The organism is Candidatus Kuenenbacteria bacterium (assembly GCA_012797775.1).
Taxonomy (GTDB): domain Bacteria; phylum Patescibacteriota; class Patescibacteriia; order UBA2196; family GWA2-42-15; genus JAAZMX01.
The window spans coordinates 1-22,713 of the sequence record JAAZOM010000017.1 but is presented as its reverse complement, the minus strand read 5'-3'; the positions used below and the strand labels follow the sequence as shown (position 1 = coordinate 22,713).

Sequence of the window (22,713 nt, the reverse complement as noted above, 5' to 3'; positions counted from 1 at the left end):
AATCAAAATGTAAAAATCAAAACCGTTAAAACCTATTATTCCTTGATGGAAATAGCCCCGGAGGGACAAATGGCCTCAATCTCTTCTTTTTTATAGTGGTGAGCGGCATAATCGCTGGAGAGAACTTCACTTTTGCCGTCGGAATTGAGTTTAAATAATTCCGGGTACATAGCGACGCAAGAGCCACAACCAATACATTTATTTTTATCAACAGTAATAGTGGGCATATATTTTTTGAATAAATTAAATAACTATTTATTATTTTTTTTATCGACCAATTTGCGCAATTGGATGATGAGCTTGTCCAGCGCAAAGTCGGTGGCCTCAATCACGGTATGGTCATCTTCTTTGGCCAAAAGGGTGTGGCCCGGCAGGTGAAGCATCATTTCTATCTTATAAGCTGCTTTGGTGGCAAATTTTTCAGCACGCACTTCTAGCCGACAGTCGCCAGAGCTAAATCTTTTCATGAGTGTTTCCAATCGATCTGTTTTTTTTGACAAATAATTTTCCAAAAAAGATTTTTCTGATTCAGACATATTTTTATAAGCATAGGTTGTGTGGGCCATATGTTTTTCCTTAGTTATTAAAATTATTAAATTTTATTTTAGCTACGGAACTCGCAAAATTTAACATTGAGGGAAATTAATTTCGCCAGCTCTTTCATTTGTTTGTCAGTAAAGCTTTCAAATTTTCTAAAATCCTGATCATTTAAACTGTCGGCGGCAATAAATTTCTGTAAAAAATATTTCTCGGCACCGAAAATGAGCTGGCTCATCTCAATAAGATCGTTTGCGCTATGGAGTCCTGGCAAAATAGTAGAGCGAAACTCATAGGGCAGGCCACTTTCCATGATCAACTTGATGCTTTTTTTGATACTGGCTGGCGATACTTTTACATTAACAACTTTGTTGTATTTTGGCAAAGGAGCTTTGATGTCCATGGCAATATAATCAACCAGCTTCTCATTAATAAGTTTTTTGAGCATATTGGGGTTGGTGCCATTGGTGTCCAGCTTTATTAATAATCCCAGCTCTTTTATTTTTTTGATAAATTCTGGCAAATCATTGTGCAGGGTGGGCTCACCGCCGGTGATAACTACAGCGTCTAGTTTGTTTTTTCTGGAAGATAAAAAATCAAAGATTTCTTTTTCTGGAAGTAATTTTTTATTATCAATTTTGGTGACGAGATGAGAATTATAACAAAAGCCACAGCGAAAATTACAGCCGGCAGTGAAGATGATGGCTGCAACCTTGTCTGGATAATCAAGGAGAGAAGTTTTTTGTAGGCCGCCAATGAGCATAAAATATTAAAAGCAAAAGGTAAAATCTAAAACTTATTGATTTAAAAAATTCTTCCCTGCCAGGACGAACGAAAAGCAGAGAAGAATTTTTCTTTTTTCCCCAATAAAATTATTCTCCGCACTGGTCGCAAACCTGCTTGTCAAAGGTCTGGCGATCGGCAAATTCTGATTGCTTGCCTTCATTCCATTGCTTGACTGGGCGCAGATAACCGACTACCCGGGAATAAATTTCGCATGGCGTTCTTTGGGTGGTGTTGGCTTCCATATTTTTGTTTTTAATTTGTAATATTTTCAAAAATTAATTTTCAAAAAGTTTGGCCTGTTCGGCAGAAATATCCTCATTGACCGGAGCAGTATCGGTGTAGCCAATTTCTTCATCACAGCGGGGACAAAATTGGTGTTCGCCGGCGATATAACCATGGATAGGACAGACACTGAATGTCGGTGTAATAGTATAATACGGCAAATGATAATTTTCGGCAATCTTTTTGACTAGGTCTCTCGTGGCTTTGACTGAGGGCATCTTTTCGCCGATAAAACCATGCAAAACTGTGCCACCAGTATATTTGGTTTGCAAGTCATCCTGAAGATCTAGGGCTTCAAAAATATCATTACTAAAACTGACGGGCAGTTGAGTGGAATTGGTATAATAGGGAGCGGAATGTTTCTCTTCAAAGGATTTCTCGTTGGCTACGATGATGTCAGCATATCTTTTTTTATCTGCTTTGGCAAAACGATAAGTGGTGCCTTCACCCGGAGTGGCTTCTAGATTGTAAAGATGGCCGGTCTCTGTCTGGAAGGTCATTAATCTTTCGCGCATATGGTCCATGACCTCCTTCGCAAAATTGTGTCCCTCTTCATCAATAATGCTTTTGCCCAAAAAATTGAGGAGGGACTCATTCATACCCAAAACGCCAATAGTATTGAAATGGTTTTTCCAATATTCACCAAACTGTTCTTTGATTTTGCCGAGATAAAAACGAGAATAAGGATAAAGACCCATGTTGGTAAATTTTTCAATAACTTCTCTTTTTGTTTCCAGTGATTCGCGGGCGATGTCCATGAGGCGATCTAGACGGGCGAAATATTCTTCTTTGGTTTTGGCCAGATAACCAATACGGGGCAGATTGATGGTGACCACGCCGATACTGCCAGTCAGGGGGTTGGCACCAAATAGACCACCGCCTCTTTTTTTGAGCTCGCGGTTGTCGAGACGCAGGCGACAACACATAGAGCGAGCATCGTCGGGGCTCATGTCAGAATTCACAAAGTTGGAAAAGTAAGGAATACCATACTTGGCAGTCATCTCCCAGACTTTTTCCAAAACTGGATTTTCCCAGTCTAAATCTTTGGTAATGTTGTAGGTCGGGATAGGAAAAGTAAAAACCCGGCCCTTGGCGTCCCCCTCGAGACAGACCTCAGCAAAAGCTTTATTAATCATATCCATCTCCGGCTGAAAATCTTTGTATTTGTCGGTGGTAACCTCGCCGCCAATAATTACAAAATCATCGGCCAAAGCACCAGAGGGTTTTAAATCCATGGTAATATTGGTAAAGGGCGTCTGAAAGCCTACGCGCGTAGGAATGTTCATGTTGAACATGAATTCCTGCATGGCCTGCTTGACTGCATGGTAATCAAGTTTGTCGTAGCGGATAAAAGGAGCTAAATAGGTATCGAAGTTGGAAAAGGCTTGAGCACCATTGGCCTCACCCTGTAGTGTATAGAGAAAATTGACTATCATGCCAAGGGCGCTCCGGAAGTGTTTGGGTGGCTTGCTCTGGACCTTGCCCTCGACACCGGTAAAACCATGGATCAAAAGATCGCGCAGGTCCCAGCCGCAGCAATAAGCCGCCAAAAGCTGGAGATCATGAAGATGCAAATCCGCTTCCATGTGGGCCTGGCGGATTTCCGGGGAGTAAATAGAGTTGAGCCAATAATGAGCAGAGACAGTAGAGGCTACATGATTATTCAGCCCTTGAAGGGAATAGGCCATGTTGCTGTTTTCCTTGACGCGCCAATCAAGCTTGTCTAAATACTGGTCAATCAAGTCATCGGAGTTAATAAATTTGTTTAAGTCTCTAATTTTGGCGTGTTGTTCACGGTAAAGAATATAAGACTTGGCGGCCTCGGCTAGGTTTTCTTTGATAAGAACTCTTTCAACAATGTCTTGAATTTGCTCAACCGTTGGGATGATCTTGCCATCGTACTCTTTATCCAGGACTTTAGCGACTTCTTTGGCCAGTTTGTCGGCCAATTTTTCATCTTCCTGACCGACAGAGCGCAGGGCTTTGAAAATAGCGCTGGCAACTTTCTTTTTGTCAAAGGCCATGATGCGACCATCTCTTTTTTTGATCTGTTTGACTTGATTTTTGTTTAGCATGGGGTTAAAAATCAACTGTTATTATTTTTTAATGGACTTTTTGGGGGCCTTGATACGCTTGAGTTCTTTCTGAAAACTGGCCACATCGGTAAATTGGCGATAAACAGAAGCAAATCGGATATAGGCGACCTTGTCAAACCTCTCTAAGTGTTTCATAACTAATTCTCCAATATCTTTGGTGGTGATTTCGTTGCGCAGGGCCCTCTTTTGAATGTCTCTTTCTATTTTATTTATAAGGAGATTAAATTCATCTTTGGTATAAGAACGTTTTTCCAGAGAATGATTTATGCCTCTTTCTAATTTTTCGCGGCTATAGGCCTCGCGACGGCCATCCCGCTTGACCACAGTTAGTTCTAGAATCTGCATTTCCTCGGTGGTAGAGAAGCGAAAGCCACATTTGGCGCACAGGCGGCGGCGGCGGACACAAAGACCACTACCCGAGAGCCGGGAATCAACAACGCTAGTATCTTTGTGGTTGCAAACTGGACAAAACATAGTTTTATTGGGCTGATAAAGAGCTAAGGGGAGCAATTCTTGGGGACAAATAAAAACACCTAATAAAAAGTGTCTCTTAAAATGAAAATTGGCTAATAATCCAGAAAAGAGCTAATTGATGAAGAGAAAATAAAAAACTATATATTGTATTCCTATTATTAATTATAGCACAATATATAGCTTTGTCAACCTACGGCGGAAAATATTTTTTCAAAAAATCTTGTGATTTTCTTAGTTTTTATTATAAACCATTTTTATTAACATGAGAAGATATAGTTATCCACTTTTTTGAAAAAATTTTTCAAAAAATTAACAAGGTGAGCACCAGCTCTGTACAAAAAATTATTTTTATTATTTAATAGCCAGATGGAAAGGGTTGTTATATAATAAAAATATATAAATTAACCAAAAAATATGGAAAATCTATCTTTGGGCAATCAGACTCCAACAAACAATGAGGAAATCAAAAAAATCCTCTTGGAAAATCAAGAGATCCTCATGGAGATCCGGGAACAAACCAAAAAAACCAAGAAATATATACTGGCTGGCCGGGTGATTAGCTTTATTTACTTGATTTTGATTGTGGCGCCTTTGGTTTTGGCGGCTATTTATTTGCCGCCATTAATACAGAACTATCTGGCCCCCTATCAGGAGCTCTTGGGCAATACTCAGAATGTTGATGGGCTGGACGTGAACTCTATAAATGAGCTGCTTGACCAATTTAAGCAGAAATAATTATGAAAGAAATAATAGAGGGGGTGCGAAACATACTATCAGAATTAGAAAAAACAAAGCCCTTGGCGCAGTTGGAAAATAAACAGCAAAAATTGGAAGAATTGAGGGCGCTGATGAGTGCACCTGATTTTTGGGCTGACAATAGAAAGGCCAGTGCGACAGCCAAAGAAGCGGCTGGTCTAGAAAAAGAAATATTAGAGTGGGAACAAATAGCAAAAACGGCTGGGGAAGTCATGGTTTTGGCTGAGACTGGAGAAAAAGAGGGCGATGATTCTATGGCCAAAGATTTGTCCGAACAAATAGCCAACTTGAAAGAGCGGTTTGCCAAATTAAAATTTATAACAGTAATGGACGGCCAATATGACAGAAATAATGCCATTGTGTCAATTCATGCTGGCGCGGGCGGCACCGACGCCCAGGATTGGGCAGAGATGCTTATGCGGATGTACTTGCGCTACGCGGAAAAGCGAGGTTTCAAAGCAGCTATTGTAGACAAATCTGGCGGTCAAGAAGCCGGGATAAAATCAGCCACTATAGAATTTGCGGGCGAATATGCCTATGGCTATCTCAAGGCTGAGGCCGGCGTGCACCGCTTGGTCCGGATCTCACCTTTTGACGCGGAGAAGATGCGCCACACATCCTTTGCTTTGGTTGAGGTCTTGCCGGAAATTGAAGAATTGAGTGATCAGGAAATGCCCATTAAAAGCGAAGATCTGCGCGTGGATGTTTTTCGCTCGTCCGGTCATGGCGGGCAAAGCGTTAATACGACTGATTCGGCCGTGAGAATCAAACATCTACCTACTGGTATCACAGTCACTTGCCAAAATGAGCGCTCGCAACTACAAAACAAGGAAACAGCCATGAAGATCCTGCGCTCCAAACTATACCAATACTACCAAACTGAACTGGAAGAAGAACGCCAGAAAATCCGCGGAGAGTTTAATGAGGCGGCTTGGGGCAATCAAGCGCGGTCGTATGTGATTCACCCTTATAAAATGGTCAAAGACCATCGGAGCGACTATGAGACGCAGGAGGTAGAGAAAGTGCTGGATGGCGATCTGCAGGAATTGATTGAGGCGGAGTTGGGTAATAGAAAAATAAAATGATTTAAATAAAAACCAGGCCCCTCAAAAAGAGAAAGCCTGGGAATAGAGCTTTGGCAGCTCATTTTTTTATCTTTATCCACCGCACAAGTGATGCCACGGTTGGGACAAAGATAATATTGCAAGCAAGACTGGTCCACAAATGTTCTTTGGCGGATGGCGGAAACCCTCCGAATGCAAGATCTAGCGCAATGGTCAGAGAGATAACAGCCGCCAATGCTGACAGCCAAATCAAAGCTTTGATAAATTTTGGCATTGCACCTCCTTTAGGTGAAAAGTTGATCAAATTGCCGATTGATAACCCCGGCGATTTTTTCTTCGGGGACGAAAGAGGTCACCAGCGCTGGTACTTCACAGTTGAGGGTGACGTTTTGATCATCGACGGTCACCTCCCCAGCAATGACCGTGCCGAAAAGGCCCTTTCTGGCCCGGAAGGAAAAAGACATGATATTCCCCTGCCAAAGCTTGGTCGGATCTTTGATGGTGACGCCGCCGGGAAAAGCCTGCGACATCAACCCATCGAGGAAGCGGTCAATTTGGGCGATAGCCTCGGCTTGGGTGGTGCCGTGCGCTTTACTGATTTTCATAATACCTCCTGAGATATGATTGGAAAATTTTTACCCTTGGCCTGTTTATTGTTTATTGGCGGCCTCGGGTTTATACAATTATTTTCTTTTGGTTTTGATGCTTTTTATATCTTTTTGATATTACTCTTTTTGGTGGTTTTGTCAATTGCTTTTTGGCAAAACAAAAAACTAAAAATTGTCGCTCTTCTAGCGGCTTTTTTTGTTTTGGGAGTATGGCGCTATCAGATTTCCCAGCCGATAATTAATGATGGCCATGTGGCCTTTTATAATGATAACCAAAAAATATCTTTGGCTGGTCAAATTGTGGCCGAGCCAGACGAGCGGGAAAATGGCACCAAATTGACAGTGGGGCATTTGGTTGGTAATAACAAAGAATCTTTGCGCGGCAAAATACTTTTATCCGCGGAGAACTATCCGGCATATCAATATGGTGATTGGCTGAAATTTGAATGCCAACTGAAAACGCCTGAAAAAATTGAAGATTTTGATTATGGTAAATATCTCGGTGTCAAAGGAATTTATAGTTTGTGCTATCAGCCAGAGGACTTAACTTTGGTTGATGGCCGCTTAACGGTAGGACAAAAAATTTATCGCTCAATTTTGTCCGCCAAAAAACATTACAGCAATATTTTGAATCGAGCCATGATTTTCCCACACTCGGAACTTTTGAACGGCCTGGTTCTGGGACTACGCAAGGGCATACCGGCAAATATCATGCAAAATTTTCAGGCTGTGGGGCTGACGCATATCATCGCAATATCCGGCATGAATATCACCATCATCGCCGGGCTGATGATAAATTTATTTATTGCCCTGGGACTCCGACGCGGCCGGGCGTTTTATGCGGCAGTAATGGGTTTGATTTTATTTTTACTGATGATCGGGTGGCAGGCATCGGCTGTCCGCGCTGGCATTATGGGTTTTATTTTACTTTTGGCGGAAAAAACCGGGCGGCTAGCCAGAGCCACGCGGGCATTATTAATTTCGGCCGTGATAATTTTACTCCTTAATCCGCAAGCGCTTGTAGGTGATGTAGGTTTTCAATTGTCTTTTTTGGCTGTGCTCGGGATTATTTATTTTGATAAACCAATGGAAAAATTTTTGACTAAACTGAAAGTGCCGGAATTTTTAGAAATTCGCTCGTCACTCAAGATGACCCTAGCCGCCCAGATTTTGGTTTTGCCGATTTTGATTTATCATTTTGGCACCCTGTCATTAATCTCCCCTTTGGTCAATATTGTGATCGTGCCGCTTTTGCCATTTATCACCATCCTCGGATTTATTATGATTTTGGCCGGCCTAATTTTTATGCCTCTGGCAATTTTACTTGGCTATGTAGCGAGAATAATTCTCAGCTGGATACTCCTTGTAGCAGAATATGCGGCACGGCTGCCCGGGGCGGGTATCGGAGTGAAAAAATTTGATTTTATTTTTGTTGTGATAATATATATGGTGTTGGGGTGGACTATTTGGATAAAAAAATACACTAAACAATTATAAATTCTCTCCTCTCTTCTACTGTCATTCTCAAGCTTGACTGGAGAATCCAGAAAAAAATAAATAATTTATGTCAGAAATTACTTACTATGTCTATATCCTAGCCAGTGGCAAGAATGGTACTCTCTATATTGGTGTCACCAATGATTTAATGAGAAGACTATATGAACACAAAAATAATCTTATAAAAGGATTTACTAGTAAATATAAAGTATGCCACTTGGTTTATTTTGAGGAAACAGATAATATTGCTGAAGCTATTAGGAGAGAAAAACAAATAAAAGGCTGGAATAGAAAATGGAAAATAGAACTCCTAGAAAAAGATAACCCTGATTGGGAGGATTTGGCAAAAGAATGGCTATAAGGAATGGATCCCCGGGTCTCCCCCGCAGAACTCAATGCGGGGTCGCCCGAGGATGACAAAAAGAGAGAAATAATTTTAAACTTTTATTATGTTCACCAAAAAATCTCTAGTTATTATTGTTATAATTATAACAGCGCTGTTTGTGGCCAGTCGTTGGCATTGGAATTTTTTTGATGATAGTGATATCGAGCAGGTGCAGGGTGTGGAGACTCAAACACAGAAGGAATTAAGAGTAAATTTTTTGGACGTGAATCAGGGTGATGCCATTTTGATAGAAACACCGGGTGGGGCGCAAATACTTTTGGATGGCGGCGAAGGACAGGCAGTACTCGCAAAACTCGGAAAATATCTGCCAATGACTGACAGAACGATTGAACTTATGGTTTTATCTCATCCGCATAGTGATCATTTGGATGGGCTGATTGAGGTTTTGAAAAGATATACGGTTAAAGAAGTCTGGTTCACGGACGTGGTACACACTTCAAGTGGTTATTTGGAATTTTTAAATTTGCTTAAAGATAAAAATATACCCGTCAAAAATATTTTCGCTTGTACAGAAATAAAAGAGGCTGGTTGTAGTGAGGAAATAAATTTTGAAGAGGGTGTAATATTTAAAGTATTGTGGCCAGTGGAAAATTTGGCTGGGAAGAGAGTGGCTGAATTGAATAATTCATCTTTGGTTTTGAAATTGGTTTATGGGGCTAATGCTTGGCTTTTGCCGGGTGACCTCGACAGTGCGGGGGAGAATCAGCTGGCAATTAACAAGCCTTGGGAATTGAAAGCTGATATGCTCAAAGTATCACACCATGGCTCGAGCAGCGCTACCGGTGAGGCGTTTTTGCGGCTGGTCTCCCCTACTGACGCCGTCATCTCGGTCGGAGCAGACAATGATTATGGCCATCCGTCTCTAAGAATTATCAATCGCCTGAAAAGAGCGAGCGTCAATATCTGGCGGACAGATGAGCTGGGAGATATTATAACTATTGGCGATGGATCTGCAATAAAAATAACAAACCCTTGAAAAATTTTTGCGGAAATGATAAGGTGAGGGTAATAATTTTCAATTTTATAATTTTTAATTTTTAAACAATTTTTAATGTTCTAGTGTTTAAAATTTAAAAATTTAGATTTATTTAAAAATTAGAAATTAAAAATTGTCTACTTATGTCTGAACTTACTGATATCAAAAAGGGTCTTTTGATAAAATACAATGGCGACCCTTACGTGGTGATGGAGGCCAAGTTTTTGCGTATGCAACAAAGAAAGCCGGTGATGCAGACCAAGTTGAAAAATATCAAAACCGGTAAAGTGGTAGAATATAGTTTTAAACAGGGTGAAGCGGCTGAACCGGCCGATGTCACCCGCCACAAAGCCAACTACTTGTATGAGGAAAAGGGCCGCTATGCTTTTATGGAACAGAAAAATTATGAGCAATACGAAATTGATAAAGAGATGGTCGGCGATGCCGCGCAATTTTTGAAAGAATCACAAGAGGTAGATCTTATTTTTTACGAGGAAAATATTATCGGTGTAGAGCTGCCACCCAAGGTGGTTTTGAAAGTTATTTCCGCGCCGCCGGGCATCAAGGGTGATACGGTTTCGGGCTCGGGCAAGCCAGTGACTCTAGAGACCGGAGCCGTGATCAATGCACCACTATTTGTGAATGAAGGTGACATGGTCCGGGTCAACACCCAGACTGGCGAATATGTAGAAAGGGCCTAAAAATCAATAATACAGACCCGCCTCACATCAGAGGCGGGTTTTAGTTGAAATTTTTTAGGGGAAAGGATAAGATAATGGTATATGGGGGAAAAAAATTTAATATAAATAATATGAATAGCAGAAGTAGAGAAAAAATGCAGATGGCATTAGAACCAATAAGAAAGAGGATGGAAAAAAATAGACCAGCTCGAGAAGAAAGGCTAAAAAAATTAATTGAGTACAGATCGGTTGATATTGGTTCGGAAGATTATCGAGACTCAACCGCTGAAGAAACCAAGATAGAAAGCGGGGAGCAAGAAAACCGGCTGTTTTTGGAGATAACTAGTTTATTGGAAAATAATCAATGGGAAAAGGCTTATGACTGGTTAGAAAAAATCGGTGAGAAAAACATTCTCTCTGCCGATTTTTATATGCAATTGAATGAATTTTTGATTGATCACGAGTTTCCCCAAGATGATAATTTTGAATTAGATGGTTTCGCTAGAATTTTTTTTAGTGAGTGTCTGGAAAAAATTGCAACAATGGAAAAAGGGGCAGAATATCTTTTATCTCTCTTTGACAATAATAAAGTGTCTGATGCGGTTTTAACTTCTTTCGGATCAATAGACTTTATTGATGCTGAGCCCATTGTCTCCTGTTATAATGAAATTGCCGAGGCAATATTAAAGACCGGCGACCCAAGAGCAGAAGAATATGTTTCCTATATACTGGCTCATTGGGACAAGAAGGCTATTAAATTTTGTTCACAGCAACCATTGAATATCGAGGAAAAAAGGAAGCGAGAAAAAATGAGCGACCAGCTGGATGAAGAAAATTACCGCTTGCTTATTTCTGCCGACGATGATGCTCCTGCAAAAAACACCAAGCAAGATGGCCAACAATACTATGACCAACAATATTATATAGATCAAAGAAATTATTTTATAGACCATCCCGAAGAGATCAATGTCACTGCGGACTCTGATATAATTGATATAAGTTTTGGCTCGCAAGAAAAAAGAGGGTTACTCGACTCTTTAGGACACACACATAATGAGAAGGTGGTAGACAATCTAGTTGAATTTATAAAAAATGATGAGAATGCTAGTCTTTTTTTGCGGCAAGTATCTGATATTATCAATAACATTGCCCCAGAAAGAGCAATTAATAAATTATTAAATTTACTAAAATCAGAAAATGAATTTACTAGGCGAGATGCCTCAGCGGTTCTTCATCGCCTAGAATTCGGTCGGATCGGTATCTCAGAAGAGGGTGTAAGGTATTTGGAAAAAATATATGATCTAGGTGAATTAAATAACCCCAATTATCATGTCGGACGTTTGACCGCTGATGGGGAAATGGGGCTATTTGACGAGGAATTAAAACTGATTAAGTTTTTTGAGTTGGGCGATTTGAGTTCTCCTGAAAAAAAAGTAAAAGCTAAAGTCCTTGATTTTGCTTATGAAACACTATTTGTAGGCCAAGAAAACGAAACGCCAGAACAAAGGGAAAAGCGTCTGCAATATTTGGAAGAATTTAAACAACATTATTACGAAATCGCTCAAGATAGGATATTTACCGCGACCGGAGTCAAATTGAATAATCTGTCTTTTAAGGAGCAGGGCTGGTTTGTAATTTATTTCAATGAGGCCGATGAAGGCAGTAAAGAAAGATTGAGAGAATTCGTGGCCAAGCACGGAGAAGAAGGAATAAAAACATTTTTGGCGCTGGAAAGTGGTGAAAAAAATGGAGAGGTAATTTTAGAGTTGGGGGAAAAATTAGACCAAGAAACTGGGCGGCGAGTATTTGGGAAATTTAATGAACTGTCCTCTTTTATAAAAAGCAGCAATGAAGAATTAAGCCGTGAATTTTTTAATGATGACAAAACCATTGAGCCACATGCGGAAATATTAAAAAGAGCCAATCAAGCGTTGATCGACTCTCAAAAAAATCTGCCGGAAAATATGGCTGGCTTGAGTGAAGGGGAAAAGAAAAAAATATTTTTAGAAATAAGAAAAAAATTAAATGCCATCAAAAAAGAAACTGCTTTCTTCACAGCTTGCGTCAAAACAGCCTATAAAGAATTGGGTGAGATAGACTTTGAGGAGCTCCGAAGTGCTGATTACTGCCAACTGACAGGAAAGGATATCACTGACGTTGATTTGGCAGAAATGAAAAGAATTTATGAAGAAAATTATCAAAAATACCCACCCGGATTTAGACAAAAACTGATAGGGGCTTTTGAGCGTAGAACTAACCCAGAGAGTGGTAAGGCGAGTTTTGATATATTGAAATATCGAGATGAAGTGGTTGGTTTTTTGAGTTTTGAAGGAATAGGACAACTGACGGATGGGCGCAAGAAAAAATATTTTGGCTCTTTCAACCTAGACCAAAAATATACTAATGCTAAGTTGGGTGAAGTAATGCTGAAAAAAGCGCTGGATAGAGAAGCACCAGCAAGTATAATCGAGGCCGATTGCGATCCACAAGCTCCAATTACCAAAAAATATTTAGAAAATGGTTTTGTGGCTATTAATTATTATGATTATGAAGGCGTACCTAGTTTTAAAATTATTAGAGATGATGAGTTAAATAATAAATTAGAATCAAAAAAAATCAGCCTACCCGAAATAACAAGGCTGGCTAGTGGACAAAGCCACAATAATAATATAGAAATACAAGCGTTCAAGCCTGGTGAGCAACCAACTTTTTCTCTTTTGGGCGAGGGCTTGATATTAACCCAATATATAACTGACAAGGAAACGGGAATTGTTTACTGTGTTTATGAAAAGGTGTCTTTACCGTTGACATACCATTCGGCAGAAGATCATTCGAAAGAGCAGCCATTGGCTGCCTAGAATTATGGGGTTAATTTCCAAAGATGTTCAAAGAGATAACGATGCATGTTGTAAATATGTTGATCGGAAATAATGACGCCTACCATGGCTTGCCCTGATAGGGTCAAATAAGAAATTTTATTATCATAAATCTGCATAATGGTCTGGAAGGGAAATGGCTCGGCGGAAATTAATTTGCTTTCAGTCACGGCGGTGTGATAATTCTCTAAATATTTTCTAGCAGCGGGGGTATCGATCAGGATACCTCTTTTTTTTATGCTTAATTTTTCTCTTTTGGCAGCATAAATCTTATTAATATCAGGAATATATTTTATAATCGATTCAATATCTACATAAGAAAGAATCTCAGTGCGAGAAGTGAGCGAGTCTGCAAGAACTTTTTCTGCTCCACTTCTTCCTTCATAAAATTTGACCCCCGGACGATTTTGGGCGGAGTTGTAGAAAGAAATAAAATCTGGCAAAACAGCGTCGAGCTTGCTCTCGGCGGTTTTTATTTGACTGACCCGGGATTCTAGATATTCCTTGAGGGCATAGGGGTGCTTAGCGCGAAATTCAATAATTGCCCCTGATTCGTCTTTTTCTACTATCCCCTTTTTGGTCAGATCCTCTAAAATACTATAAACCGTGGTGCGTTTGAGGCTGGTCTCGGGCAGGATCTTACTAGCCGGGATTTTGCCGTGCCGGAGCATCAATTGGTAAATCTCGGCTTCTTTATCAGAAAGACCGAGTTGGGTTAGGACGGGTTGATCGGATGATAACATAGAGGTAATGGGTAATGAGTAAAAAGTAATGAGCAATGAGCAACTAAAGTTGACTAGGTTTGGTTACTCGTGGCCCGGATAAGACCATTAAGTAATTTTCTAACATCGTGAGCTTTTAAACCAAGCTCGGCACATTTTTCGGTGTTAATATAGCCAAGATCCCGAGATAAGATCAAGAAATTCTGTACTTCTGAAATAGATCCGCGAGCCTGGTAATAAAACTTGATTTTATCTTTATCATGATACCTAGAAAAACCCTCGGCGACGTTGGCAGTTATTGAGCTTGAAGCCCTCCTGATTTGGCTAGTAATTCCATATATTTCATGAGCGGGAAATTGCTCCGTTATTTTGTAAATTTTCAAAACCAGCAGATGGGCCTCTTTCCAAGTGTCCAAGTCATAAAAATTCTCTATTTTCCCAACCATATTTATAAAGTAAAAAACTATTAAAAACCTGTCACTCTTTACTTATTACCCGTTACCCGTTACTTTTGACCCTTGGCCAGCCCGCAGAATTCCACCCCCTTAGATTATGTTTATAAGGTAATTATACTCCCTAAAAACCTTTTTGTCAATAGCTTTCGTCAAAATTTAATCAATTTTGGCGATTTTTATTATATTTTTAATCAACAAAAATCGGATTTGTCGTAATTTTGGTAAAATTCCTGACATTAATCATTGACAATAATAGCAATATATGTTATGATGCTTTGATACGATGAAAAAGCAGAAAAAAGTCAAGCAAGGAAAGAACCTTAAAACTTAAGAGGAGAGAGTCTCAAAGCCAGTTTAATCTGGCTTGGGAATAATACATTTATTATTTATTAATAAAGGACCCTCTCCTCACCTACTAGGACAGGGTCCTTTTTATTTGGAAAGTGGTACAGAGGAGAGAGATGCCTAATTATGGTGGATATAAATCATATAATTATTAATCCACAAGTTAACAGGCCAAACTCGTCTTTACCACCTTCCTTGTTAAAGAGGAAGAAAAAGATCACGAGCAATAAAGATCTTTACAATATATTAAAACAATCAATGGTTGCCGGCCGCCGGCAAAGGCGACTGAACCTTGATATGAATTAATGTTATGGGGTGCTCTCTTGAGGAGAGAATTGTAGCCCCTAGTATTAATTCCTTGGGAGGTTTTAGAATAGTAGCTTTGATTGCCGAAATCCAACGCTCGTCTGGAACGGCGATTAAACTCATCTAAAGCTGAACTAAGAGTGCCCTTCGAATTGAAACCTACGCAAGTGGGTATCAAGCCGAAGGTTATTCCAGATTATATAAATGTGGAATGACCAAGCGGTTTGTAGAAAATAAAATTAAACCCTAAAAGGGGTTAAAAGAAATTAATAATATATAAATGTAACACTAAGAAAAGTTGCCTGACTTATTACCATGTTTATAAGGCAGGCAAAATTCTTGGTATTACGCCAAGAAAATCAAAAAAATAAGGAGAGAAATGTACTTTGAAAATCAAATATCAATTAGGAGAAAAAATAAAATAAATTCCTCTAACTGGTTTCGAGGAGAGAGAAAAACATCTTCGAAACCTTAATAGAGGAATTTAATTAACAGCCGCCTAATCCGGCTTGGAAGGAAAATCAGGGCATTTGTGGATAGGCACAGATGATTCCTGGGTGATTCGCGGCCAACAAGACTGCGAGGAGTGCACGGTTGGATCGGCCCCTAATGAAGCCGAGGCCAAGCGCTCAAGCTCAAAGAGAAGAAAGGAGGCCAGTGATGGCCACCAATTTGTATGAAAAAATTTTGACCGCTCTGTCCAAGCGGTTCATCCGGTGTGAGGAGATCGCCCGAATCCTCGCGCTAGCAATCGAGTCGGGCAAAAACGTGCTCCTCTGGGGACCAGGAGGACATGGCAAAAGTGAAATGGTCCAAGCGGCTTTGGAATGCGTTGCCAATGAACTGGATATATTCGTCCAGTCATTTGGTGAGGGTATGGACGAGGCCACGCTGTGGGGTGGATTGGACTTTGCCGCTTTGGATCGTGACAAGGTACTTTTGTACCATCCGGAGAATTCATTCCTCGCAAAACCATTTGCGGTTTTCGAGGAAATGTTTGATGCGCCGGCAAGCGTGCTGCTGGCGCTGAAAGATACCCTCACGGCACGCAAGCTCCGCAAGGGGACCCAAATGTTCGCGATGAAGACCAAGGTGATCATCGCGATCACGAACAAAGATCCTCAAGAAATTGAGGATCTGGGCCCCGCGGCAAAAGCCTTGGTTGAGAGGTTTCCATTGCAGTTAAACGTGCGGTGGAATTCCTATTCGGCCCAGGACTATTTGGCCCTGTTCACGAAGGTCACCCCGTTTTTGTCTGGGGCAGACCTGAACGGCTCCATGGGAGTCCTGGCCGAGATAATGGCCAAGGCGGGCGAGGGTGATCAGCCGATTTCCCCGCGGTCGGCGGTGTATGCTTTGTCGGTCGTGAAATCCGCGGCCGCTCTGCGCGGTGGGCAGAAAGTCGAGAAGGAAGACCTGATCGACCTGAAGTTCATTGATGGTCTTGAAGGACTGGCGGAGAATATCCGTCAGGAACTCGAGGCCGCTTATGAGCGCGCCGCCGCTGAAAAACGGCTGGCCGAGGCCGAGGCCGAAATGCGTGGCCTGATGCAGGAGTGGGACGAGATTTCTTCGTCGCCAATCAAGCTCCTGCAGATGGCAAAACGGCTGACCGGGTTACAGGACAGGGTAGCCGGTTTGAAGATCACCGATGGCCTGTCCGAGCGTCGGAAGCAGTTGAGGGAATCGGTGGCCCAAAAGATCACCGAGGCCCAAACTGCGGCCTTGAATGCGACAAGAATTTAACCCCCCAAAGGAGGGCGATATGCATTACACATTCCGCACGTCGCCCTCGGCGACGTACATCCCTCCTTCTGGGAGTGAGATGAAAGAAGCGGCTCAAAAGGTCGGCTTGAGCGGCTTCTCGCGTGATTTAGTGGCCGACCTCTGCAACCTCGCGGCAGGCGGGACAATCAATCCGCCTTCACACTACCAGCAGGTGGTGCGGCAAAGGGTGGAAGAAAGTCTGCCAGCCGCTGACTCCTCTGGCTACTGGAAGTACACAGGTCGCGACAGCCAGGGGAAGAAAAAAGAAATCGCGACCAAAAATCGCTTTGAGGCGGTTGAGGGCAGGACCCGGGAGCAACTGAGGTATCACCAAAACGTCTGCGATTTTTTGCAGGCGATTGACCTCAATCAGTTTCCGGGTGGCTCTCCGCTGGAGCAAGCCATGAGTCTGCTAAAGCTCCTTTCTAAGAAGCAAGGCGGGCAGGGTGGCGGCGAAGGTGGCGAGCCATTGCCGATTTTTTCCGAGACCGACCGCCCTGAAGGGGTGGCGGAGGAGCTCCAAGAGACCATGGAAATGGTTGACTCCTTGAGTGAGGAAGAGCTGGATATGCTCGACCCCAATGGAGAAAACCACGAAATGGTGACGGAGCAGGACGGCCAGCGTCAAGGCAACCAAGGGCTGAAAAGCCTGAAAATTGCCGAGGATCTGGTCGCCGGGTCAGACAAGCGGGTGATGCTCGATATCTCCCGCAAGCTGGACCAATTCACCAAGATGCAGGTCAGGAAAAGGAGAGATATTGAACCTGACCCCACTGGTGATGAGGTCCACCAGCGGCCCATCCGCCACCTCGGTGAGCTCCAACGCGTGCCCAAAACGGCCTGGGCCCTGCGGCAAGAAAATCCGTCATACTTTTTGTACAAGGCCGTTACCGGGCAACTGCCGGTTCGTGAGCGCGTCACTCGTAATGAGAAGAAGCAGGCGATTTTTATCCTGCTCGACGGCTCCGGATCGATGGACGGCAAAAAACACTGGAAGGCCTCTGGGGTGGTGATGAACCGCCTCAAAGCCGTTATTTCCGGTGACGCCGAGGTCTGGTTGAGTGTCTTTGACACCGACCTGACTAAAGCAGACCATGCCTCCACGCCAGAAGAAGCTCGTGAGCTCATAAAAAAATTCATGAGCAAAAATTTCTCTGGCGGCGGCACGGATATTGCAGCGGCTGTCCGGTCAGCGCACAAGATGATCGAGGAAGCGGTTAAATCCGGAGCAGCGTTGTATCGCCCGGAAATCGTTGTCCTGACCGACGAGGACACCTCGATCAATGGCTTGAAGTCGTCGGAAATCCCCGGAACTCGGGTCCACGGATTCGCGATGGAAGTCGCCAATCCCGGACTCGTAAAATTCGCCCAAAGCACGGGCGGAGTCGGGGTGGAAAAGTTCTAGCACTATTTGAGATGAGCGATAGGCACACTATTCGCTCGTCTCATCTTAAAAGCTATTAATTTCATTTTGAATTAATTGATGGTTTTTAAGAAATAAATATAAAAACAAAAACTAACCAGAAAGGAGAGTGTGTGATGACAAGATCGCCGCCTTGGTCACAAAACCCATTGTGGCCAACCACTGATGGCAACCACAAGTACCGCTCTGCTGTATTTTTTTGCGGTCATAAGCTTGTGGCGCTAGCTGCCGAGGCGACAAAAATATCCTTCGGGATGTGGGCAGACGGGTTGCTCCGAAAAGGCTGGCGGTGGCGCGCTAATAAAACGCCAAGGACAGTAGATTATATTCGGTTCTGGTACGGACGAATCGAAGTTACTAATCGCTGTTCACATAGATATTGAGATAAAAAAAGACCGTTTGGGAGCGGCGCTCAATATTTTGGTCAATTCACATCCCACCGTGCACCAGACAGATATCTTTTGACTTCGCAATATCTGTCTGGCACTGGCGGAAAGAAGTCAACGATGAGCATGAAGCGTGGTCTTGCTTATCCCTGCAATTTCCCATTCCGGCGCAGGCGGACATCAAACCCACCTTGTTGTCTTTCCCCGGTCTGATCCCGGAAGCTCTAGATACAAGCCAAATAATTGGCTGATATCTAGGCGGATAGCATGAAAAAAGGAGGTGTCACATGAGGGACCCGCCCCCCCACACTCAAAGAGAACGTGTTAATCGCAACTCTCACGTTCTCTGTTCTCTAAAATTATTTAAAAATTTTTAGATGATTTTAGAGAGGAATTTAGATAACCAAAACAAAAAAGCAACCCAGAAAGGAGGCCCAAATGGATTGGGTCGGAACATTGAGGAGTGGCGAGCCGGTCTACGACCGGCATAGCTCCCACCTCCACGAGGAAGTCGTTCCGATTTTGCCGGAGGCGCTGAACAAAATCAGCTCCGGCGGGAGAGACTTTCTCAAAGAGGTGGTCGAGTTCGGCCACCCCATCGGTCACTCAATCTGCGTCGCCACCGGGCCGGGTGACCAGATTGTGTATGCGCAGAGGACCAAACGCTTTGGACTCTCTCGGTTCGTGGTCAATCGCGAGCCGGAAGAGTGCTCGAGTGTCGTCGTCATCCTCAAGAAGGCAGAGGATCTCGGCGGATATATTTTGATCACCGCCTTCGTGGGAAACTTATCCGAACCCGAGCCATGGGATCGGAATGCTACACCAGCGTCCTCGGTTTTCTGGGCGAACCATGCCCTGATCTGGGGATGCGAACCGGTTGTGGACGGCACTGTCACTGACCGGTGCCCGTGGTAAAACCTGGAAGGAAATCAGCGCCGCGCTTTTTGCTGATTTCCTTTCTTTCACTCGCCTACTGTTTTGTTTGTACATAACTCTCTCCGGTGCGCAATACAGCAGTAGGCGGATGAAAGAAAATAAAAATCGTTCTTTAACAACTCCGCCCAAGGCGGACCGGACCGGACGGATTCCGGAAAAATCTTTTTGCCGAAAGGCAAGGAGGAAGTATGTATGGTTTTTTAATTTTTGCAAGAAAGACCTTCATGGGCTGGAGAGATAACTCCGGCCACGGGGTCTTTAAAAAAGGCTGCTACTATGCAGCTCATTATGATAATCACGGGTCATATGAATGGCCTGATGATTTTCTGAGGAATTTTGCAGACATAGTCTGCGAGATTCCTGAAACTTCCAGTTCGGTTTTTCCAAGACCGATCTGGATTGAAAAATATGAGGAGGCGTTTGGCAAAACGCCGACTCAACCCGGAATAGTTTTTGAACAAAATCTTTCGGTTGCTAAAACCGAAGATTTTGACAGGTTCTGGCCTGACTGGAGATTGATTCCGGTCAAGCTGAACCACGAAACCCTGGAGGGAAACTTTGACATAGCCGGCCCCTACGGTGTCAAGGGAAAGATTAAGGGCAATTTCAATGACTGTGTAAAAGCAGTCGTTGAATTTGCCGAAAAGTGGGGTAGGCTGTCTGCAAATCAACCAAAGGAGGTGTGTTACATGTACCTTCAGGAGTTGATTTTGGACAGTAATGTTTTTTCTTTTGGAGGGCGGGGTTTTCCCGTGAAGCCCTCGGTGGTGAACGGTAAGAAGGTGATCATGTTGGGACAAACCTTGGCTGCCGATTCATTGGCAGTTGGTCCCAATAAAAAAAATCTGGCAATCACGTGGAAGGAGGCGGTTGACGCCAATTTCCAGATGATGTCAGATGGAAAAAATATTTGGGTCAACCAACCGGTTGTGGAGGTTAATTATTATACCTCCGGTGACCGGATTGGCGACGACAGATATGTCCACGGCGGAGGATTTTCCATTCCCGGCCGCTGGATGGGGTTAAATTTTGCCGAGGAGACTCTTCCTTTTATCGAGGAGGCCCTGAGGCAGAAAAAAGCCGTCAAAATTATTATTGACGGTGGGGAGCGGGAAATTTTTCTGCAGCCCGGCGACCCCATTCCCAACCTGTTCGTCATGCGTCACAGGTTTGACGCGACGAACACAAATAAAAAAACCTTTCGTGAGCTGATCCAATGGCTCGGGGAAAAAGGTTTTGAAGTTCACCATTTCCATGCCGTGGAAATGGTGGATGGTGAGGAAGAGGTGTTTCACCTCAACCTCGATTGGGACGAAGCTGGCAACGTCATCGCCGCCGCCTGGGATCGCGGTGGTGGCGAGGAGAACCCATTGGACGCAAGCCCACAGGGTTTTAAGCGTCTGGTCGCTGACGAGTACCACGAGCGGTGAGATTATTTACAGCAGGCTCGTTTGAATTCCTGCTTGAGTCAGACAATTTGTAGACGGTCTGACCTAAAGATAACCTCGGATCAAGCGAGGGCCAAACCAGCTAGGGATGAGCTGGATAGGCTAAGCCGAGGCGATTGGATAAAGGGTTTGAGACAAGGGATAACCCTCCAATTGAAAAAAGGTTGTAAGGCGCCCCTAGAATAAACGGGGAAACCTGCTCTCCGGATCCGACAGATCCGCCCTGAAGCGCGACAAGAACCGCGCCATTCCTACCACTCTAGGACAAATGATATTTAAATGTTGTCATTTGTCGGGTAAGGAAGAAAATATGTTCTTTCTCAAAAGCGCCAAAAGTACAGGCGCTATCAAGGCCAAAATGTGGCCGAGATAAAAATGTGCTTAGCACAAAAAAGAAAGGAGTAAAGCACTTTTACTCCCAATTTCCTTGGCTTTGATTCTATGGAATTGAAGCCGGAGAGATTGGCATCTTTCACAAAGATTTTGTTTGAATATTTATACTTGGAAAATCAGCTAAACAAAATTTTTGTGAAGGAGAGAGTTGTTCTTTAAAAATTTAAATTTACGAAAAGCCAAACCGAAAGGAGGTGAAGCGCTTGGCAAAAAAGGAATACGCGAAAGGCGCTTGCTTTTGCGGGACCGAGGTACCACCACCCACAAATTGGAAGGATGTTTTTACCTGCCAAGTTTGCGGGGCAAATTACTGGGCCGAAGACGCTGATGATCTCTATATGGTCAATGACGAAGCGGCTGATATGTTTGGTCTGCCGCTAGACCAGGTGGAGGTCAAAATCGTCCGCGACTACGACGAGGCTGGCGACTATCCAGGTGATCCGAATAACACCGAGATGTGTCTAGTTTTCGCCCGGCCAAAACCTGCGGCAAACGCCTGAAACAAAAGTGGCGGTTGGCTGGAATCAAATCCAACCAGCCGCCACAAAATTTTTGTTTTTCTACCGGCTTCAGCGCGGAGGCGGGGGAATAATTGACTGCTGTTTTTCTCTCTCCTCACAGCGGCCAATATTCCTAGCCTCCGCTTTGGAGCTGAAAATAAACCACCTTGATAAATAATCCGGGTGGTTTTTATTTTGGCCAATCTGCCAACGGGCGGACTGTGGAAAAAATGGGCCTAATTGCAACCCTTGACAATATTTGTTGAACTCTGTATCATATAGATACGTGAACTTAAGTAGGTCTAGAGGCCCATTTCCAAAAGAAACCGCTTAAATTAATATATATGTAAACAATATTAGTACATTTAAAAAGCTTGTTGGAAAAACAGTGATATTTTGAGCGCAAAATATTACTGTTTTTCTTTAACAAATCCCCCCTTGGGGAATATATATTTAGGAGTGTGAGGTTTTAGAAATTTTTTAGAAATTTTTGTAATTTAGCAATTTAATAGTTATAACGTCTATTAACCTGAAAATTGAAGTTGGAGTAATTTTTTACTCCGTAACTTCCTTTAATATATAGAGCTATTTAAACTCAATTTTTACTAAGAGTTTGATCCTAGCTCAGGATGAACGCTGGCGGCGTGTCTAAGGCATGCAAGTCGATTGTGCTCTTCGGAGTAACAAGGCGAACGGGTGAGTAACACATTGGTAACCTACCCCCGAGACGGGCATAACTCCTCGAAAGAGGAGATAATTCCCGATGGTCTCAAAGATCAAAAGTTCTTTGAGTAAAACTCCGGTGCTCGGGGAGGGGCCTATGTCTGATTAGCTAGTTGGTGAGGTAATAGCTCACCAAGGCTATGATCAGTAGCGGGGATGGAAGTCTGACCCGCCTCACTGGGACTGAGACACTGCCCAGACTCCTACGGGAGGCTGCAGTCGAGAATCTTCCTCAATGGCCGCAAGGCTGAAGGAGCGACGCCGCGTGCAG

The 22,713-nt window shown here is 43.1% G+C and carries 21 protein-coding genes and 1 rRNA gene; 13 read left to right on the top strand and 9 right to left on the bottom strand.

What is annotated here, in order from left to right; translation table 11 throughout:
• Positions 1-35: 35 nt before the first annotated feature.
• The 6 genes from GYA54_02160 to nrdR all read right to left on the bottom strand — a co-directional run bounded on the left by GYA54_02160 (position 36) and on the right by nrdR (position 4,175).
• The gene (locus tag GYA54_02160) at positions 36-227 is read right to left on the bottom strand and encodes a ferredoxin (protein ID NMC51515.1); all 192 of its coding nucleotides are present in this window, start codon (positions 225-227) and stop codon (positions 36-38) included.
• Between the two features lie 24 nt (positions 228-251).
• Positions 252-566, bottom strand: coding sequence for a hypothetical protein (locus tag GYA54_02155; protein NMC51514.1), 315 nt, complete (start codon positions 564-566; stop codon positions 252-254).
• Between the two features lie 38 nt (positions 567-604).
• Positions 605-1,300 carry an anaerobic ribonucleoside-triphosphate reductase activating protein gene (locus GYA54_02150; protein NMC51513.1) on the bottom strand — a complete coding sequence of 232 codons (696 nt, stop codon included), beginning with the start codon at positions 1,298-1,300 and terminating at the stop codon, positions 605-607.
• A 109-nt stretch (positions 1,301-1,409) separates the two neighbouring features.
• On the bottom strand, positions 1,410-1,565 hold the full coding sequence (locus GYA54_02145; protein ID NMC51512.1) for a hypothetical protein: 156 nt from the start codon (positions 1,563-1,565) through the stop codon (positions 1,410-1,412).
• Positions 1,566-1,598: 33 nt separating this feature from the next.
• On the bottom strand, positions 1,599-3,680 hold the full coding sequence (locus GYA54_02140; GenBank protein ID NMC51511.1) for a ribonucleoside triphosphate reductase: 2,082 nt from the start codon (positions 3,678-3,680) through the stop codon (positions 1,599-1,601).
• Positions 3,681-3,701: 21 nt separating this feature from the next.
• Complete coding sequence (gene nrdR / locus GYA54_02135) at positions 3,702-4,175, bottom strand: transcriptional repressor NrdR (GenBank protein ID NMC51510.1); 474 nt, start codon at positions 4,173-4,175, stop codon at positions 3,702-3,704.
• A 414-nt stretch (positions 4,176-4,589) separates the two neighbouring features.
• Here nrdR and GYA54_02130 point away from each other — a divergent pair, with 414 nt between their 5' ends.
• Both GYA54_02130 and GYA54_02125 read left to right on the top strand, forming a co-directional pair.
• The gene (locus tag GYA54_02130) at positions 4,590-4,910 is read left to right on the top strand and encodes a hypothetical protein (protein NMC51509.1); all 321 of its coding nucleotides are present in this window, start codon (positions 4,590-4,592) and stop codon (positions 4,908-4,910) included.
• On the top strand, positions 4,910-6,016 hold the full coding sequence (locus tag GYA54_02125) for a peptide chain release factor 2 (GenBank protein NMC51508.1): 1,107 nt from the start codon (positions 4,910-4,912) through the stop codon (positions 6,014-6,016). The genes GYA54_02130 and GYA54_02125 overlap by 1 nt, the downstream gene beginning before the upstream one ends.
• A gap of 263 nt (positions 6,017-6,279) precedes the next feature.
• Here the strand turns inward: GYA54_02125 and GYA54_02120 are convergent, their stop codons facing one another.
• Positions 6,280-6,600, bottom strand: a complete 321-nt coding sequence (locus GYA54_02120) for a hypothetical protein (GenBank protein ID NMC51507.1) — start codon at positions 6,598-6,600, stop codon at positions 6,280-6,282.
• A gap of 15 nt (positions 6,601-6,615) precedes the next feature.
• On the opposite strand from GYA54_02120, the gene GYA54_02115 reads away from it, so the two are divergent.
• The 5 genes from GYA54_02115 (at position 6,616) to GYA54_02095 (ending at position 13,020) form a co-directional block, all read left to right on the top strand.
• The gene (locus GYA54_02115; protein ID NMC51506.1) at positions 6,616-8,100 is read left to right on the top strand and encodes a ComEC family competence protein; all 1,485 of its coding nucleotides are present in this window, start codon (positions 6,616-6,618) and stop codon (positions 8,098-8,100) included.
• Positions 8,101-8,167: 67 nt separating this feature from the next.
• Positions 8,168-8,461, top strand: a complete 294-nt coding sequence (locus GYA54_02110; protein NMC51505.1) for a GIY-YIG nuclease family protein — start codon at positions 8,168-8,170, stop codon at positions 8,459-8,461.
• Between the two features lie 88 nt (positions 8,462-8,549).
• Positions 8,550-9,482: an MBL fold metallo-hydrolase gene (locus tag GYA54_02105; GenBank protein ID NMC51504.1), complete on the top strand. Its 933-nt coding sequence runs from the start codon at positions 8,550-8,552 to the stop codon at positions 9,480-9,482.
• A 143-nt stretch (positions 9,483-9,625) separates the two neighbouring features.
• The gene (gene efp / locus GYA54_02100) at positions 9,626-10,183 is read left to right on the top strand and encodes an elongation factor P (protein NMC51503.1); all 558 of its coding nucleotides are present in this window, start codon (positions 9,626-9,628) and stop codon (positions 10,181-10,183) included.
• A 110-nt stretch (positions 10,184-10,293) separates the two neighbouring features.
• Complete coding sequence (locus tag GYA54_02095; protein ID NMC51502.1) at positions 10,294-13,020, top strand: hypothetical protein; 2,727 nt, start codon at positions 10,294-10,296, stop codon at positions 13,018-13,020.
• 2 nt (positions 13,021-13,022) lie between these two features.
• On the opposite strand, the gene GYA54_02090 is transcribed toward GYA54_02095, so the two are convergent.
• Positions 13,023-13,781 carry a hypothetical protein gene (locus GYA54_02090; protein ID NMC51501.1) on the bottom strand — a complete coding sequence of 253 codons (759 nt, stop codon included), beginning with the start codon at positions 13,779-13,781 and terminating at the stop codon, positions 13,023-13,025.
• A 53-nt stretch (positions 13,782-13,834) separates the two neighbouring features.
• A complete protein-coding gene (locus GYA54_02085) occupies positions 13,835-14,206 on the bottom strand; it encodes a four helix bundle protein (protein ID NMC51500.1) in 372 nt (123 codons plus the stop codon).
• Positions 14,207-15,538: 1,332 nt separating this feature from the next.
• On the opposite strand from GYA54_02085, the gene GYA54_02080 reads away from it, so the two are divergent.
• The 6 genes from GYA54_02080 to GYA54_02055 all read left to right on the top strand — a co-directional run.
• Positions 15,539-16,612 carry an AAA domain-containing protein gene (locus GYA54_02080; protein ID NMC51499.1) on the top strand — a complete coding sequence of 358 codons (1,074 nt, stop codon included), beginning with the start codon at positions 15,539-15,541 and terminating at the stop codon, positions 16,610-16,612.
• 79 nt (positions 16,613-16,691) lie between these two features.
• Positions 16,692-18,038, top strand: a complete 1,347-nt coding sequence (locus GYA54_02075) for a VWA domain-containing protein (GenBank protein NMC51498.1) — start codon at positions 16,692-16,694, stop codon at positions 18,036-18,038.
• A gap of 842 nt (positions 18,039-18,880) precedes the next feature.
• Positions 18,881-19,357 (top strand): hypothetical protein, encoded by a 477-nt coding sequence (locus GYA54_02070; GenBank protein ID NMC51497.1) that lies wholly within the window; start codon positions 18,881-18,883, stop codon positions 19,355-19,357.
• A 245-nt stretch (positions 19,358-19,602) separates the two neighbouring features.
• Positions 19,603-20,808, top strand: coding sequence for a hypothetical protein (locus GYA54_02065; GenBank protein NMC51496.1), 1,206 nt, complete (start codon positions 19,603-19,605; stop codon positions 20,806-20,808).
• A gap of 605 nt (positions 20,809-21,413) precedes the next feature.
• Entirely contained in the window at positions 21,414-21,719 is a 306-nt protein-coding gene (locus GYA54_02060; protein ID NMC51495.1) for a hypothetical protein, read from the top strand.
• 605 nt (positions 21,720-22,324) lie between these two features.
• Positions 22,325-22,713, top strand: a 16S ribosomal RNA gene (locus GYA54_02055); the annotation flags it as partial.

Coding starts and splice junctions, on each gene's coding strand:
- GYA54_02160 (NMC51515.1), bottom strand. CDS start 227: ATGCCCACTATTACTGTTGATAAAAATAAATGTATTGGTTGTGGCTCT.
- GYA54_02155 (NMC51514.1), bottom strand. CDS start 566: ATGGCCCACACAACCTATGCTTATAAAAATATGTCTGAATCAGAAAAA.
- GYA54_02150 (NMC51513.1), bottom strand. CDS start 1,300: ATGCTCATTGGCGGCCTACAAAAAACTTCTCTCCTTGATTATCCAGAC.
- GYA54_02145 (NMC51512.1), bottom strand. CDS start 1,565: ATGGAAGCCAACACCACCCAAAGAACGCCATGCGAAATTTATTCCCGG.
- GYA54_02140 (NMC51511.1), bottom strand. CDS start 3,680: ATGCTAAACAAAAATCAAGTCAAACAGATCAAAAAAAGAGATGGTCGC.
- nrdR (NMC51510.1), bottom strand. CDS start 4,175: ATGTTTTGTCCAGTTTGCAACCACAAAGATACTAGCGTTGTTGATTCC.
- GYA54_02130 (NMC51509.1), top strand. CDS start 4,590: ATGGAAAATCTATCTTTGGGCAATCAGACTCCAACAAACAATGAGGAA.
- GYA54_02120 (NMC51507.1), bottom strand. CDS start 6,600: ATGAAAATCAGTAAAGCGCACGGCACCACCCAAGCCGAGGCTATCGCC.
- GYA54_02115 (NMC51506.1), top strand. CDS start 6,616: ATGATTGGAAAATTTTTACCCTTGGCCTGTTTATTGTTTATTGGCGGC.
- GYA54_02110 (NMC51505.1), top strand. CDS start 8,168: ATGTCAGAAATTACTTACTATGTCTATATCCTAGCCAGTGGCAAGAAT.
- GYA54_02105 (NMC51504.1), top strand. CDS start 8,550: ATGTTCACCAAAAAATCTCTAGTTATTATTGTTATAATTATAACAGCG.
- efp (NMC51503.1), top strand. CDS start 9,626: ATGTCTGAACTTACTGATATCAAAAAGGGTCTTTTGATAAAATACAAT.
- GYA54_02095 (NMC51502.1), top strand. CDS start 10,294: ATGAATAGCAGAAGTAGAGAAAAAATGCAGATGGCATTAGAACCAATA.
- GYA54_02090 (NMC51501.1), bottom strand. CDS start 13,781: ATGTTATCATCCGATCAACCCGTCCTAACCCAACTCGGTCTTTCTGAT.
- GYA54_02085 (NMC51500.1), bottom strand. CDS start 14,206: ATGGTTGGGAAAATAGAGAATTTTTATGACTTGGACACTTGGAAAGAG.
- GYA54_02075 (NMC51498.1), top strand. CDS start 16,692: ATGAAAGAAGCGGCTCAAAAGGTCGGCTTGAGCGGCTTCTCGCGTGAT.
- GYA54_02070 (NMC51497.1), top strand. CDS start 18,881: ATGGATTGGGTCGGAACATTGAGGAGTGGCGAGCCGGTCTACGACCGG.
- GYA54_02065 (NMC51496.1), top strand. CDS start 19,603: ATGGGCTGGAGAGATAACTCCGGCCACGGGGTCTTTAAAAAAGGCTGC.